Below are 15746 nucleotides of genomic sequence, written 5' to 3'. Positions count from 1 at the left end.
TTTTTTCTATAAGTATTCTCAGCTTATGCCTGAGAAACCGAGTTAATTACTTCCGTCTGCTTACGGATCGAAGCTTCGTGGATGAGGCGGTAGAGATCTTCTACTAAATCCGTATACAGACCCAGTTTTTTACCCATTTCAGCCCGTGAAGCGTGCACTTGCTTCCAGCGATCGATTTGGAAAATCGTTACACCGTTGTCACGTTTGTACTCACCCATTTTCTCAACAATGGCCATACGCGTAGCCAGTACTTCCAGCAATTCGCGGTCAATGTTGTCTACTTTCGCACGGAGTTCATCCATGTGGCTGTGGTACTCTGAATCGCTAACATCTGACTGACGTACCTGAAGGCTACGGAGCATTTCGCCCAGAGCGGCCGGCGTCAGTTGTTGCGAAGCATCCGACCACGCTTCCGCCGGGTTACGGTGTGACTCAATGATCAGACCGTCGTAGTTTAGATCCAGGAAACGCTGGGTCAGCTCAGCCAGGTATTGACGTTTACCGGCCATGTGGCTCGGATCACCAATGATGGGTAAGTTCGGCAACTGGCGTTTGAGTTCCAGGGCTACCTGCCACATGGGTGAGTTACGGTATTTCGTCTCCTGCATGTTCGAGAAACCACGGTGGATAGCCGCCAGCTTCTTCAGACCTGAGTTCTGAAGACGTTCCAGAGCTCCGATCCAGAGAGCCAGATCAGGGTTTACCGGGTTTTTCACCAATACCGGAATGTCCACGCCTTTCAGAGCGTCGGCAATGTCCTGTACGTTAAAGGGGTTCACCGTCGTACGGGCCCCAATCCATAGAATATCTACGTTATATTTCAGAGCCAGTTCAATGTGCTCGGGACTCGCCACTTCAATAGCCAGGGGCAGACCCGTTTCTTTCTTTGCGGCCGCCAGCCAGGGCAAAGCAGCCTCTCCCATACCTTCAAAGGAACCCGGACGGGTACGTGGTTTCCAAACCCCAGCCCGAATAACGTGGGCATAGCCCTCTTTGGCGATTTGGGTTACCGTTTCCCAAACCTGTTCTTCTGTTTCTGCACTACAGGGACCCGCAATCATCAAGGGCTTTCCGTTGGTGTTGATCCAATCCTGCAAAGGCACAATGTCCAGCGTCGCACTCATCTCGTAAATCGTTAATTAGTAAGCGTTTATTTGTTCAAAAAGCCGGGGAGCAGTTTATTATGATGAAGAGTAACGTTTAGGCAAAATCTTCTGGTACTTCGATTGTAGTAACAAACTTAAAATCAGAATGTTAACATTTCAAAGATAACCATATTTATTAAAAAAATCAGCACTGACTTGTAAAATTGAAGAGCGTTTCCCCTTACCTTTGTAGCCGCTTTTCGACAAAAATATTTCTTGCCGATTGGCTTACTTAGATTGCTGGAGTACTCAACCTGAACCTGCCCGCTATATTCACAACTTTTACACTAACACGGTTCACTTCCATGCCCAAAATGGACATTTTGAAAGCTCCGATTCATCAACAGACTCGCGAAACCAAACTTTCTTTTGATGACACCTCGGTAGCTTTTGCTAATCAATCCGACTGGCAACTCAAGAAAACCTATTTCATTTTTGCGGCCATGAATCGAAACTGGCTCGTAAAGATAGGTACCTTTTTTATCAAATTGTTTTTAATGCTCAAATTTCCCATTAAAGGAGCTATTAAAAACACAATTTTTGAGCATTTCTGCGGGGGCGAAACGATTGAAGGCTGTACGCACACCATCCAGCAGTTGGATAAGGCCCACATCGGAACAATTCTTGATTACTCCGTGGAAGGAGAGGATTCTGAGCAATCATTCGACGAAACGGTAAAGGAAATTCTGCGGACGATTGAAAAGGCCGCCCAGATGCCAGCTATTCCCTTCTCTGTATTTAAAGTCACGGGTATTGCCAGTACCGAACTGTTGGAAAAAGCTCAGTCGACGCAAGGGCTGAACGAAACCGAGACGGCGGCATTTGCCCGGGTACGCGAACGGATGGATCTTCTTTGCAAGGCGGCTTTTGAGCATCACGTTCGGATTTTTGTCGATGCCGAGGAAACCTGGATTCAGGATACGATCGATCGACTGACCTACGAGATGATGGAGCGGTACAACCGGAAGGAATGCATCGTCTGGAACACGTATCAGATGTACCGCGTGGAAAGCTATGCTAATTTGGTTCAGGCCACGGAAACGGCTGTAGCCAAAGGATATGAGCTGGGCGTGAAATTGGTACGCGGAGCCTACATGGAAAAAGAACGCCAGCGGGCCCACGAAATGGAATACGCTGATCCGATTCATGCCACGAAAGAAGCAACCGATCAGGCCTATAACCAGGCCGTTCTGTATTTCCTGGAAAATAGAAATGTAATCTCCATCTGCCTGGGCACGCATAATGAATACTCTTGCCTACTCATGGCTGAGAAAATGAAAGAGGCCGGTATTCCCGTGAATGATGCTCACATCTGGTTCGCCCAATTGCTGGGAATGAGTGACAACATTAGTTTTAACTTAGCTCATAGCGGTTACAATGTAGCCAAATATGTGCCTTACGGGCCCGTTGAAGCCGTGATGCCTTATTTGTTCCGCCGGGCTGAAGAAAATACCTCGGTAGCTGGACAAGCCAGCCGGGAATTTACCCTGCTTAAGAAGGAAGCCCGCCGCCGAAAGCGGGCTGTTCGACAGCAGTTATGTAAATCAAAAAAAACGGCTCAACAAGCCTGAAATTAGCCCTCATTCAACTCGAATGGGGGCTTTTCGTATAAAAGCTGCCCGTTTCGTACAAACACTTCTGAATTTTGTACGTTAGATAGGAACGACTTACCCGATTAACTCATTTCTTTGTGGGTTGCTAATGATTACCTGAATGAAGAATCCTCTGAAGTTTTTTTTGCTAACATTCTTTGTTATTGTTCTGGATCAGACTGTTAAATACCTCGTATACAAGAATATGTATCTGGGGGAAGACATTCCCCTGATCGGAAAGTGGCTGAGTATCCATTACGTTTTGAATCCGGGTATGGCCTTCGGTATGCAGCTGGACCATCCCTATGGCAAGCTGATTCTCACGCTATTCCGTCTGGTTGCCATGGCTGTAATTGCCTGGTACCTGACCCGACTGGCCCGTCGAAATGCTCCGGATGGTCTGTTATGGTGCATTGCTGCCATTTTGGGTGGAGCCATCGGTAATGTGATCGATTCAACCTTTTATGGCGTACTGCTAGGGAACGCTCCTTACGATGCTCCTTCGCCCTGGTTCCACGGACAGGTGATCGACATGGTTCTTTTAAATCCCTGGGAGGGTTATCTACCCGAATGGATTCCCGTATGGGGCGGTACCTATTATACGAGTCCGGTTTTTAACATTGCCGATGCTTCCATTTTTCTGGGAGTTGTCTGCATCCTGATTTTCCAATCTAAGTTCTTTGAAGAAGAGAGGACACCGGATGAGAACCAACCTGCGGTAAAAAATGATGTACTGCGGGATTCGTCCTCGGAAGTATAAAAGTGTAGATTTAACCACAAAAGCCTCTGGTACAAACACCTGGAGGCTTTTTTGTGAGACAGCCTTTACCATCGGAGAGGAGGCAAGGTGATGAACTGGATACGGATGGGAAGTACAAAAAAGTCTATGTAAGCTTTTTAGAGATAATAAGGCCTATACGCCATAGCTTACGGGAACTCAGTTTCTATGCTACTGATTGCATAAAAAAAGACCAGACTCGAAAAAGTCTGGTCTTTTTTATGCAATCAGTAAGCAAATTAGGGCTTCTTCACGGGCGTTTTAGGGGCACCTTGTCCGGCAGCAGGATGAGCAGCGGCTGCCTTTTTCAGAGCCTCGGGATCAACACCCATTTTCTTGAATACTAAATCCGTTACTTCCGTAGCAGGATCGGCGTACAGTACGATTGGGTTCAATTGCGTACTAACCGAGCTGCTCAGGATGAACGTGTAATTGTTCTCTTTTGCAACGGCTTTGATAGCGTTGTCAATATCCGTCAGCAGGGGCTGGAGCAGTTGTTGTTGCTTTTGACCTAATTCAGTCTGAGCATTCTGTTGCAGCGTTTGCAGACGTTCCTGAATACCTTGCAGCTCTTTCTGTTTGTCGGCTTTGATTACATCCGACATGGTAGGTTCTGCTTTCTGGTAAGAGGTGTATTTATCCTGCAGATCTTTTTGCAGACTCTGCATTTGGTTTTGGTATTGCGTACTCCGAGTTTGCAGTTCAGCTTCTACAGCCTTTGATTTAGGGTGACCCGCTAACAGAACATCAATATCGGTATAGCCAATTTTGAGGGCTGACTGGGCATTCGCGTTTAATCCTACGAAGGCTAGGGCAGCGGCGGTCAGAACGGCAAAAATTTGTTTTTTCATTGGTTTTACTGCTTGGTCTTTGTGTTTTGCGTTGGTGTGTTTGTTTGATTGGGGTTCGCTTTCGGATCTATGCCCAATTCTTCGAGTACGTAATCCGAGTAATCATCCCGGGGGTCCGTATAGATCATGGCCAGGCCTTCGGAGGATTTGTCCAGAATCATGCGAAGTTGTTTTTGCCGGGCTACTTTTTCAACGGCCCGGCTGAGCTCATCCATGATGGGTTTGAGTACGTCTTTTCGTCTTTGGTGGTACTGTCCATTATAACCAAAAACCTTGTTATTTAATTCTTTAATTTCGTTTTCTTTTCGTTCGATTTCTCCCCGACGCTGCTGCTTCATAGGCTCGGTAAGCAAGGGCTCTTCCGATTTGTACAGACGTTCGAGCTTATCAATTTCCGCGTGTTTGTCAGCAATTTCCTTGGTTCGTACCTGCGTCCAGCGGTCCATTTCGCTGTTCACTTTCTGAAACTCGGGCATTTTGCTAACAATGTACTCGGAGTCAATATATCCAAATCGCTGGGCCCAGGCAGGACTCGCCTGCAATACGAACGCCAAAAATAGGAAAAATAAGCTGCTTCTCACGAGTTAATGGATTTAACAATACTATAATTCAGCAGTGGCGGACTAAATAAGCTTAAAGACAACTAGCGAATTTGCTGACCAATGGTAAAGTGGAACTGACCTTTACCTGCTTCCTGCGTACCGTTCGGACCGACGTTCCGGTCGAAACCATAACCGTAATCAATACCAATCATCCCAAACGCAGGCATGAAAATACGTGCACCGATACCCGCCGAACGTTTAATGTCAAAGGGATTAAAGTACTTATAACTATCCCAGTTATTACCCCCTTCGAGGAAGCCCAGTACGAATACCGTAGCGGAAGGGTTCAATGAAATCGGATAACGAAGTTCCATCACGTATTTATTGTATACGACGCCACCATTTCCTTCGTAACGGCGGGTAGGGTCATAGCGTACGTTTCGATCATCATACCCACGCAGACCAATGATGTCCTGAGCAATGGCAAACTGACCTTGTCCGGAAAGACCCGAGCCGCCCAATACGAAACGCTCCATTGGAATGATTCCCAGTTTGGAGTTATAGCTACCCAGGAAGCCCATGTGAGCCCGCGTATGGAAAACCAGTTTACCGGTAATGGGAACGAACCACGACAAATCAAACATCCATTTGTGGTACTCCAGGAATCGGTATTTCTCCTGTGCTTCTGTCGGATTCCAGCTGTCGGGTCTGAACAGGGAGTAGGGAGGCGTCAGCGTGGCAGAAAGCGACAGCGACGAACCCCTCCGGGTATACTGCGGGTTATCCAGATCGTAACGGGTCAGCGTTGTAATCAAGGAAATGTTGTTGGCATTCCCCGAGCTAAAGTTCTGAATCAGGATTGGGTAATTGTTGAACTCGTAACGCATGTACGAGAGAGCCATGTTCAGGCCAAAACGGTTATCAGGACGACGCAGACGTTTACCTAAACTGATCGAGGCACCGGTCGTATTGAAATAACCACGTTCCTGTCCCAGTGGTCCACCACCACCGTAACCGCCGCCATAGCCACCGCCGTAACCGCCGTAATAGTTTCCGTACATGTTACCGCTATAATCGAAAATACGGTAGATCTGACGGTTGATATTGAAGGAAAAAGCATTGGGTTTTTTACCACCCAGCCAGGGCTCTGTAAATGACAGCGAATAGTTCTGGAACTGTCTACCATTGGCCTGAAAACGAACGGCCAGCTTCTGACCATCCCCCGCCGGCAGCGGACGCCAGGCTTTCAGGTTCGTGATGTTACGGGCCGAGAAGTTGTTAAACACAACCCCTAATGTACCGACAAAGCCAATGTAACCACCCCAACCCCCGGAAAGCTCAATCTGATCCGAAGCCTTTTCTTCAACGGTATACTCAATATCTACGGTGTAGTCGTTCCGGGGAATCGGGTTAATACCGATTTTTTCCGCATCAAAATAACCCAGACGGGCCAATTCCTGCTGCGTACTCACAACGGCCGTTTTCGAGAACTTCTGGCCGGGTAGCGTCAGGATTTCCCGCAGTACGACGTGATCAGAAGTCTTGGTATTTCCGTTCAGGATGATTTTGTTGATGGTAAACTGTTTGCCTTCGAAAATATTGAAGTTGATGTCAATTGAGTCACCTTCAATCGCCGTCTCTTCGGGATCGGCCCGAAAATACAGATAACCGGCGTCCATGTACAGCGAAGAAACGTCATAACCGGGGCTTCCCTGTAAGCGTTTCTGCAGTTCTTCCGGATTATATACGTCACCTTTCTTGAGACCCAGTAATTCCGTCAGTAAAGAATCGGAGTGCAGGTAGTTACCCTGCCAGGAAATATTACGGAAATAGTATCGCTTACCTTCTTCCAGTTTCACATATACGTCAACCGTTTTGTGATCATGGGAGTACACAGAATCGACTACGATACGGGCGTCGCGATACCCTTTTTTGTTATAAAAGTCGATGACCTTACCCTTGTCCTCTTCAAATTTCTTCGGAATGTACTTGGACGGCGTGAATACCCGGCCAAAACGCATTTGCTTGGTACCCTTCATCTTATTCCGAACAGTAGCCTCGGACAATTGCTCCCGACCATCCAGCTCCAGTTCGTGAATCTTGATTTTAGGCCCTTTGGCAATGGCTACGTTCAGGGCCGCATTATTGCCCCGGGCGGTGTCTGATACCTGACGGACTTTCACATCCACATTCAGAAAGCCTTTTTCAACGTAATGTTTTTTAATCGTAGCCTGGGTGTTTTTGATCAGGGCTTCATTGATAATTTTTCCCTTAATCAGTTTCACCTTGTCATTGAGAGCATCTCTTTCGCCTTTACGAACTCCCGTAAAGGTGATTTTATACAAGCGGGAACGTTCCCGCATGAAAATGTCCAGCCAGATGTTTTCACCTTCAATTTTGGTCGCCGTTACTTCTACGTCTTCCAGAATACCCTGATCCATCAATTTTTTAATGGCTCCCGAGATCGCAATACCAGGAATCTGGATTTTATCGCCAACGCCCAATCCGGAGATAGAAATCAGCGAAGCTGCGTCGTAGAATTTGGTTCCACTAGTCGTGATTCCTTTGATGATGTATTCTTTCGGCTGCGTATAATCAATTTCCTGGCTAGCAGCGGGTTGCTGAGGCGATGCCGGCTGGCCGCCTAAACCCACGCGGGCCTGGCTAAAGGAAAGAAATGGCAGGAAAATCAGGAGGAGAGGGAAAACCTTTCTCATTGGGTTAATGACAATATTTCTGAAGCGGAAGTGACTGTCTTTCAAAGTAATATGCTTTTCCAGTCAGTAGTTCCGGGAAACAGAAATTTTAGGGAATAGTTAGGCTTTTAATTGTTCGCTGGTCTTTCCAAAACGACGTTCACGGTTCTGATAATCTTTGAGAGCCTTGTCCAGATGCTCCCGGCGGAAATCGGGCCAGAAGGTATCCGTAAAATGAAGTTCGGCATAGGCTAACTGCCACAGTAAAAAGTTACTGATGCGGTGATCACCGCCGGTACGGATCATTAAATCTACGTCAGGCATACCACTGGTAGCCAAGGCTTTACTCAGGTGTTCCTCGGTTAACTCCCCAGATGCAAATTCTCCACGTTGGGTTGCATCAACGAGTTTTCGTAAGCCCTGCATGATGTCCCACTTGCCACTATAACTCAACGCAAGCACAAGCGAAAGACCCGTATTGTGCTGGGTACGATCCATGGCCAGCTTTAAATCTCGTTGGCAACGTGCAGGCAGACTTTCGGTATCACCAATGGTTAACAAGCGAATATTATTTTTCAGCAGTTTGGGGGTTTGGTCAGCTATGGCCTGTACGAGCAGTTCCATTAAAGCATCTACTTCTTCCTGGGGACGGTCCCAGTTTTCCGTGGAAAATGTATAGAGCGTCAGGTACTCAATGCCTAGCTCAGCACAGCCTTCCACGACTTCCTCTACAGCTTTAATGGCGTGACGGTGGCCGAAAATCCGGCTTAACATACCTTTTTGTTTGGCCCAACGTCCGTTTCCGTCCATAATAACGGCGATGTGGCGGGGGAGATTGCCTGTATGAATAGTTTCCTTCATCCTCTAATACGAAAAACCGATAAGGTTCGAAACCTTACCGGTTCTGAACGATCGTGCAAAAGTAAGTATTTCGTGGCAGTTTTCGTTCGGTTTACCAGGATTAGGGACAGATCACCCGAAGGATTGTATAACTCACGGAAATAGACGTATAGTAATACATGTCTTTTCGCGTCGGATCGGACTGTAATTCTTTGGGAACTGTTGGTCCGGATACGTTATAATTGTCTAGATAATCCGACCAGGTCTTACGGGTTCCAAACTCAAAACCCAAGCTCCAGGGGCCTTTGATCTGCCACTTAATACCGGCTCCGAAGGGGATAGCTAAGCCCGACTTTTTATATGATTCCGTAGCTGGCTGATCGGGCTGGAAATTATAGAAAGCCAGACCACCAAAAACGTAGGGGGACCAGTTACGGGGCCGCTTACGCGTATAGTCGAAGTTCAGGAAATTATACTGAAGATCTGCTCCCGCTTCGATCATCCGTGTACCGAAGATAACACCCCTGGCTCGCTGAAAAGGGTCGGAGCTTTCGAAGTCACTGGCAAAAATTCGTCCGGCAGTAAAAGAAACGCGACCAGAAAGAGCTTTAGAGGCATTATAGCGAAAGAAAAGATTCCCTCCGGGACGGGCAAACTTGAGATGCAGCTTGGGAGAAATGTCCCCCTTGTAATGCATCATACCCAAGCCAGCTCCAAACTCAATTTTCTGAGCCTGAGCCCAACCGAATACTGACATCCACAGGAAGAAGAAAAGAATAGATCGCTGGAGCATATGTGAAAAGGGTTCGTGTGGTAAAGCACGAACCCATCGATTAATATATCGCTATATACAAAACTGCTAACGTAAGGGAGGACATTTAATTTTCGGGGTAATGATATAATTGACATGAATGGCTGTCAACAGATACATGTCCTTGTTACCACCGCCTCGAGTGATTTTAGAAGGCAACTCGCCATTGTTAGCTTGAGCGATACGTTGCAATTCTGCAATACGATCGCCGCCTTTACGAGCCGCTATTGGTTCAAGCGTACGGTCACTCATAGCTAGGGCAATGGGATCGGTAAAGCTCGCCGGATTAGCGTAATTACCTCCTACGTCGTCCAAATAGTCAGTAAAGGTGAAGCGAATACCCGCTTCAGCAGAAATGTCCCAGTTGCGTTTGTATCGGAAACGGAACCCTAACCCAACCGGGATGGAGGCAGAAACAAGCGAATAGGATTTTGGGCCACCCGGCTGTCCTTGTCCTTCAGTACCCAGGGGTTGTAACCTCACCCACTCATTGCCTAAATCTTCAGGTGTACGGGCTTTGGGATTATGAGCAAATAAAGCAAGGCCGCCAAAGATATAGGGTACAACAACGGGACGATCAAAGGCATTACGCCCTTCAGGAACAATATTGTAAATACCCGTCAACGACAATTCTTTCAAATCGTTACGGAAGTGAGCGTTCCGGTAAAAATTGCCATCAAAACTCGGACGGCCTTTCGAGTAAGTATAATCATCTCCTGCTAAACGGGCCAAAGTTAAAGCTGCCCGCCCGCTCAACCGAGGCGTAAAGTGACGCGTATAGTTTCCCGTAATATTCCATCGCATCATTTTGAAGGTTGCATTGATAGGGTCTGTAATGGGAGCAAGCTCTCCATAATAATTAGACGTACCAATACCAAAACCTACACTAGAATACGCTTCAAATTGAGGTTTGCGACCTTTTGAATAATTCTTGCTAAATCTGAACTGAGCTTGGGAATATCCCAATCCTAATAGGTAGAGTGTACTGATTAATAATAGTCTTTTTCTCATATGACAGATCAATATGAATCACTAAAGGTATTCGTCTAACGACAGCCAGTGAAAATTGGTATGTTGAGGAGTAGAATACTTTGGTGGTTGAAGGTGAGTTGGAAGGATTAATTACGAATATCTAAGCCCCAGTTCAGTTTATTACGCAGCGTTTCCAGAAACGTGTCTCCTTTTACTTTCACCAAATGAGCACTAAAGCGTTCTCTTCTGACGCAGTAACGTACGGAATCATCGACTACTTTGGATCGGGAATCCAGGGAAATTAAGCAACTTTTACTACGACTTTCCACGGTGACCTCAATCCGGCTGCCATCGTTGACCACGATGGGCCGGACGTTTAAATTGTGGGGGCTAATTGGAGCAATAATAAAATTGTTCGTACGCGGTAATACGACTGGTCCGCCTACACTGAGGCAATAACCCGTCGAGCCCGTAGGCGTGGAAATAACCAGCCCGTCGGCCCAGTACGAATTAAGAAATTCTCCATCGAGCCAGGTATGTACCACAATCATCGATGAACGATCCGTTTTGGTAACCACGAAGTCGTTCAGTCCGAAATTAGTACCTTCAAAAACGTCCCGATCATTTTCGACGTGGAGGAGTACGCGTTCGTCGATCGAAAATTTACCGTTTTCCAGCCAATCCAGCGTCTGGGTAATTTCGTCTGGATTGATGGTGGCCAGAAAACCCAGTCGCCCCGTATTGACGCCAACGATGGGTAAGGTACGTTCGCCGACGTGCGTAACCGTTTCGAGTAAGGTACCGTCGCCGCCGATGCTAAAAACAAAATCGGCGTCAAACAAATCCTGACGACTGCGATAGGTTGCGGTAAACGGATGGTTGATAGCCGCTTCCTGAATGTTTTGGCGATAGTCTTCGTGAATCTGTACTTCCGCTCCCCGGCGGGCCAGTTCACCCAATAAAGCCTGAATGGCAGGTCTGGTCTGTTCCGTCAGCGGACGGCCATTAAGAGCAATTTTCATGAAACAGATGCTTTAAGCCGTAACTCGAGGGAAGGCATTCGGTACTATAACCCCAGAGCAGGACTAAAGTTTTGGGCGATGGTATTGTTCAATTTCCCGGTAGGCCTGATCAAATTCATAACCATCCCGAACTTGTTGAACCAGTCGTTGCAGGCCTGCCTGCCCAACCAGCCCTAACCAACGCGATACTTCTTTGCCGGAAGTAACGTAGGATTGAGCCGTTCGGCTGGCATCAGCCTGACCCCGTTGTGTACCAAAAAAACCATTCAAGGTCACAATATCCTGTAAATGCGGAGCCGTCTTGCCGTGATTGGTGAGTATATCCCATTCCTGCACATAGCCGTTGTAACGGCGGGTCAGGTCGGGATCCGAGTAGCGGTAATCGACCATGAGGGCCACGCCTTCGTCGAACCACTGCGGCAGGGAAGATTTGGCTTTCATCCAGCCTAAACGTGCAAATAATTCATCGTGACACATTTCGTGAGCAATCACGTCCACGTTCAGACCATCCGGATTGAGCACAATCCAGGAACCCGTGGGTGTACCGAGGCTACAGCCCGCCCCTTCGTAGAGCAAACAGAATTTCTGATATTCTTCCCGATTGGAGCAGAAAATAATGGTGGCCTCACCCCGCTGCTCTCCCCAGAATCCACTGACCCGTTTACGAGCCTGACCAATAAAATGAAGCAACGAATCACGACGCTGCGTATTGATCTGATCGCTGGCGTATACGGCAGGAGCAATTTTAGAAAAACCACGGAAGCGTACGGTTTGACAAGCCCAAATGGGTGGAAACCAGAGGTAATAGGCCGCAAGTAGAAAAATACCGAATAGTAAAATATTGACAATCAGTCGCTTACCGCTCCAACGTATCATAGTTTAACCTCGCCCTTCAATGGTCAGCCGGGCTGGCGTTTTCGTCAAAATTATAACGATACACCCGGATTCCCACCATGAAAAAATGTTTTTAATACGAAAGCCGACCGTAGCTTTTACTACAAGCGACTGAAAAAGAAGCCCGTACCCTTCAGGACTTTTCCTGGCTGACTGCTCTCGGGTATGTACGGAAATTTGGGTAGTACCGACTGAAAGAAACAAAAAATCAATCACTGACAACGATTTTCAATGATTGATTTTGAGTAAGTTACGAGAGCCGTTTCAAGATCTCAAACAGTTCGGCCTGCGTCGAGAGCGTTTTATCTTTGGCGTACCAGGTATGCAGTTGCGTACTGAGTTCATCGAAGGGCACATTAGCTTCCTTGAGCGACCAGTATAAATCCTGGGCAGGAGTGGGCCGGGGACCCCATTCAGCTACTTCTTCGAGCGTGTCGGCTTCGAGAATAACCAGCTTTGGAATGGCCCGGCCACCTTTGGTCAAGTGAGCGTCAATCAAATCCAGGTTGGTATCCCGTAGCACGTACCGGGTCTGGATTTTGCCCTGCGAAGCTTCGGCAATCCGTTCGAGTACGGGAACGATCTGGGCTGCATCGCCGCACCAGCCCTCCGTAATGATGAGCCAGTAGTAAACCTTAGGATTAGTCCCAATGGCCGCCAGAATTTCGGGCATCAGAACGGTGGTCTTGTCCAGCCGCTGCATCCGTTGTACATTGAGCTGTGTAAACCTGGTTAGCATTTCCGACTGTTTGGGTCCCGTAGTTTTACCTTCAGTCAGTAATTCATCGATCAGTTGCCGGTAAGCGGAATAAGTATAGGCAGATGCAAGACGCTGGGAAGAAATAAGGGGAGAAGTTTCCATAAAAAAGTAAAGAAATTTTTACCGCAACGGTTACCCGATTGGGTTAGTTCAACCGCCTGTGAAACGAAATAAACATCCAATTACGCCATGATTGAGTACAACACAGAAAAAAAAATTTCCGCTGAAACGTTTATCGACCTGCTGACCCGCTCAACATTGGGCGAACGCCGACCCGTTGCCGATACTGAACGAATGCAACGCATGCTGGATGGGGCCAATATTCTAGTCACCGCCTGGGATGGAGGCCAATTGGTGGGCGTATCACGGGCCCTGAGTGACTTCAGTTTCTGTACGTACCTGGCCGATCTGGCTGTGGATGAAGCGTACCAGCACCAGGGGATTGGCCGTCGATTGGTAGAACTGACACACGAAGTAGCTGGGCCCATGACCACCCTGATTTTGCTGGCCGCCCCGAAAGCCGTTACCTATTATCCCAAGATTGGAATGAAACCCAGCGAAGTTTGTTTTACGCTGGATCGGCAGAAGTAAAATTTTCACCGGAAGCAAATGCTCCCTACCTTTTCATTTTAAGCACTGTTGCTTTCTCTCATGCGAAGCCTGTTTCTGATTCTTGTCGGTATACTAGCGGGAGCTTTTACTGATAAACCAGCGTATCTTATTTACAATCAGCACTTAAAGCCTTCGAGCTACGAGGCCCTGCTTCAGCAGGCGGCTAATGCGGATGTCATCCTGTTTGGTGAACTGCATAACAATCCCATCAGTCACTGGCTACAACTCGAACTGACTAAAGACTTGTATGAACGCAAAAAGCAGCAACTCGTTCTGGGAGCTGAAATGTTTGAAGCCGACAATCAGCTGGTACTGACCGAGTACGGACAGAAAAAGATAACCATGCAGCAACTCGAAGCCGAAGCCAAGGTTTGGCCTAATTTCCGGACGGACTATAAACCGCTGGTGGATTTTGCCCAGAGCGAATCCATTCCCTTCGTAGCTACTAACATTCCCCGGCGTTATGCCAGTATTGTGGCCAAAAAGGGACTGGAGGAGTTAAACCGTCTCAGTCCTGAAGCTCAGCAGGCCATTGCTCCCTTGCCTGTCACCGTTGATTTAACCCTGCCGGGTTACGCCGATATGCTGAAAATGGGCGGTATGCATAGCTCAGCCGGTTCCGCAGCTGCCGAAAATATGGCCAAGGCTCAGGCGATCAAGGATGCGACGATGGCTCACTTCATTCTGAAAAACTGGAAGAAGGGGCAAACTTTTCTGCATTTCAACGGCAGTTACCACAGTCAGAATTTCGAAGGCATTTACTGGTATCTTAAAAAAGCGAATCCGGATTTACGCATCGTAACGATCGCTACGGTAGAAGAAGCCAACCTGGCCGCACCCACGCAAGCCAAGCCCGAACTGGCACATTTTATTTTAGTAGTACCTGAGACCATGACGAAAACCCATTGAAAAGTAAAGACGACGAAAGCCATGCAGGATATAGAACCTTTTTACGGCTGGGAGAAATATTACATCGCCGCCGAAGATCCGCAGTCTCCCTTTTTTGAACGGGAGTACAATTATCAGCAGTACGAAAATACCGTATATGATTATTACATACATCCTAACTGGGATGACATCGGTTCCGAAACTTTATACTGCAAAATCCTGTACGCAGATTATGATCTGAATTTTACGATCATTGAATTGCTGGGCGAATGGAACGATACGCTCCACAATGACATCATGCATTTTAAACGTAATGTGATTGACCAGCAGATATCGCAGGGAATCAGCAAGTTCATTTTGATTGGTGAAAATGTGTTCAATTTTCACGGGAGTACCGACGATGACTATTACGCCGAATGGTTTGAAGAAATAGGGGACGGCTGGATTACTGCTCTGAACTTCCGGGATTTTGTGGAAGATGAATTCACAAAATACCACTTAGACTATTACATCAATTACGGCGGCACGCTGGAGGAAATTCCCAACTGGCGTACCCTGAAACCCCGGCTTTTCTTTGAAGGTGTTCAGCGGCTGATCATGCGTAGGCTAGGTTCCTGAGGGCTTAAACGATTACTAACAAAAACCTCCCGATTTTTCGGGAGGTTTTTTGTTGGTAATCTATGGTTGAAAGAAAATTCCTAGATCAGCCGTTCTTTGGTTGCCTTTTCGATGGCTTCGGCTTTAGAGTGTACTTCCAGCTTCCAGTAAATATTCTTGATGTGCGTACGAATGGTTTCTTTATCCACAAAGAGTTCGTCAGCAATCGTAGAGTAGCTTTTGCCTTTGGCTAACAGCTCAAGCACTTCGGTTTCCCGCGAAGTAAGGGGCGAATTCCGGTTTTTCTGAAAGGATTGCACCACCATACGGGCAACATTGGTGCTCATCGGAGCCCCGCCGTTCTGAATCTCCTGAATGGCTTCCAGCAAGCGATTGGGGGGCATGTTTTTCGTCAGATAGCCACCTGCACCGGCACACAAAGCTTTGAATACCAGGTCGTCGTTTTCGTAAACAGTAATGACAATGATATTGGTCTGGGGCCGTGCTTTCTTAATTCGGCTGATGCCTTCAATACCGTTCATGCCCGGTAATTCAATGTCCATCAAAACAACATCGGGAGCATCCTGATTCAGGTGAGGGAGGGCTTCTTCACAGGAAGCATAGGTATTGACAATGTGAAAACCTGAAGTGCCGTCAATGAGTAGGGCAAAACCTTCACGTATGACCGAATCGTCTTCGACAATACAGACATTTATTATTTCAGGAGCAGACAAAACTAGATTCAT

Annotated in this window: 16 protein-coding genes; 5 read left to right on the top strand and 11 right to left on the bottom strand. The window is 47.3% G+C overall.

Annotated features, from left to right (window positions below; genetic code table 11):
- Positions 1 to 23: 23 nt before the first annotated feature.
- Complete coding sequence (locus tag BWI97_RS08410) at positions 24 to 1124, bottom strand: chorismate mutase (protein WP_094813983.1); 1101 nt, start codon at positions 1122 to 1124, stop codon at positions 24 to 26.
- Between the two features lie 326 nt (positions 1125 to 1450).
- Between BWI97_RS08410 and BWI97_RS08405 the strand changes: the two genes are divergently transcribed.
- Positions 1451 to 2716: a proline dehydrogenase family protein gene (locus BWI97_RS08405; protein WP_233207781.1), complete on the top strand. Its 1266-nt coding sequence runs from the start codon at positions 1451 to 1453 to the stop codon at positions 2714 to 2716.
- A 142-nt stretch (positions 2717 to 2858) separates the two neighbouring features.
- Positions 2859 to 3497, top strand: coding sequence for a lipoprotein signal peptidase (locus BWI97_RS08400; protein WP_176454271.1), 639 nt, complete (start codon positions 2859 to 2861; stop codon positions 3495 to 3497).
- Between the two features lie 257 nt (positions 3498 to 3754).
- On the opposite strand, the gene BWI97_RS08395 is transcribed toward BWI97_RS08400, so the two are convergent.
- The 9 genes from BWI97_RS08395 to BWI97_RS08350 all read right to left on the bottom strand — a co-directional run bounded on the left by BWI97_RS08395 (position 3755) and on the right by BWI97_RS08350 (position 13005).
- Complete coding sequence (locus tag BWI97_RS08395; protein WP_102200684.1) at positions 3755 to 4366, bottom strand: OmpH family outer membrane protein; 612 nt, start codon at positions 4364 to 4366, stop codon at positions 3755 to 3757.
- Between the two features lie 5 nt (positions 4367 to 4371).
- Complete coding sequence (locus tag BWI97_RS08390) at positions 4372 to 4947, bottom strand: OmpH family outer membrane protein (RefSeq protein ID WP_094813979.1); 576 nt, start codon at positions 4945 to 4947, stop codon at positions 4372 to 4374.
- 62 nt (positions 4948 to 5009) lie between these two features.
- A complete protein-coding gene (bamA, locus tag BWI97_RS08385; protein ID WP_094813977.1) occupies positions 5010 to 7625 on the bottom strand; it encodes an outer membrane protein assembly factor BamA in 2616 nt (871 codons plus the stop codon).
- 99 nt (positions 7626 to 7724) lie between these two features.
- Positions 7725 to 8465 (bottom strand): isoprenyl transferase, encoded by a 741-nt coding sequence (locus tag BWI97_RS08380; RefSeq protein WP_094813975.1) that lies wholly within the window; start codon positions 8463 to 8465, stop codon positions 7725 to 7727.
- Between the two features lie 100 nt (positions 8466 to 8565).
- Positions 8566 to 9237, bottom strand: coding sequence for a DUF6089 family protein (locus BWI97_RS08375; RefSeq protein ID WP_102200683.1), 672 nt, complete (start codon positions 9235 to 9237; stop codon positions 8566 to 8568).
- Between the two features lie 66 nt (positions 9238 to 9303).
- The gene (locus tag BWI97_RS08370) at positions 9304 to 10266 is read right to left on the bottom strand and encodes a hypothetical protein (protein WP_199181996.1); all 963 of its coding nucleotides are present in this window, start codon (positions 10264 to 10266) and stop codon (positions 9304 to 9306) included.
- 107 nt (positions 10267 to 10373) lie between these two features.
- A complete protein-coding gene (locus BWI97_RS08365; protein ID WP_102200682.1) occupies positions 10374 to 11249 on the bottom strand; it encodes an NAD kinase in 876 nt (291 codons plus the stop codon).
- Between the two features lie 63 nt (positions 11250 to 11312).
- Positions 11313 to 12125, bottom strand: coding sequence for a hypothetical protein (locus tag BWI97_RS08360; RefSeq protein ID WP_102200681.1), 813 nt, complete (start codon positions 12123 to 12125; stop codon positions 11313 to 11315).
- A gap of 268 nt (positions 12126 to 12393) precedes the next feature.
- Positions 12394 to 13005, bottom strand: coding sequence for a thioredoxin family protein (locus BWI97_RS08350; protein ID WP_094813965.1), 612 nt, complete (start codon positions 13003 to 13005; stop codon positions 12394 to 12396).
- Between the two features lie 87 nt (positions 13006 to 13092).
- Here BWI97_RS08350 and BWI97_RS08345 point away from each other — a divergent pair, with 87 nt between their 5' ends.
- Genes BWI97_RS08345 through BWI97_RS08335 form a run of 3 tightly spaced genes read left to right on the top strand, consistent with a single transcriptional unit; the run spans position 13093 to position 15021 of the window.
- A complete protein-coding gene (locus tag BWI97_RS08345) occupies positions 13093 to 13494 on the top strand; it encodes a GNAT family N-acetyltransferase (protein WP_102200679.1) in 402 nt (133 codons plus the stop codon).
- A gap of 60 nt (positions 13495 to 13554) precedes the next feature.
- On the top strand, positions 13555 to 14424 hold the full coding sequence (locus tag BWI97_RS08340; RefSeq protein ID WP_102200678.1) for a ChaN family lipoprotein: 870 nt from the start codon (positions 13555 to 13557) through the stop codon (positions 14422 to 14424).
- A 21-nt stretch (positions 14425 to 14445) separates the two neighbouring features.
- Positions 14446 to 15021 (top strand): hypothetical protein, encoded by a 576-nt coding sequence (locus tag BWI97_RS08335; protein WP_094813961.1) that lies wholly within the window; start codon positions 14446 to 14448, stop codon positions 15019 to 15021.
- Between the two features lie 80 nt (positions 15022 to 15101).
- On the opposite strand, the gene BWI97_RS08330 is transcribed toward BWI97_RS08335, so the two are convergent.
- Positions 15102 to 15746, bottom strand: a complete 645-nt coding sequence (locus BWI97_RS08330) for a response regulator transcription factor (RefSeq protein WP_094813959.1) — start codon at positions 15744 to 15746, stop codon at positions 15102 to 15104.

This window comes from Siphonobacter sp. BAB-5405 (assembly GCF_002872335.1).
GTDB lineage: Bacteria > Bacteroidota > Bacteroidia > Cytophagales > Spirosomataceae > Siphonobacter.
Note: the sequence above shows the minus strand (reverse complement) of the source record. Positions and strands in the feature narration are given on the sequence as shown.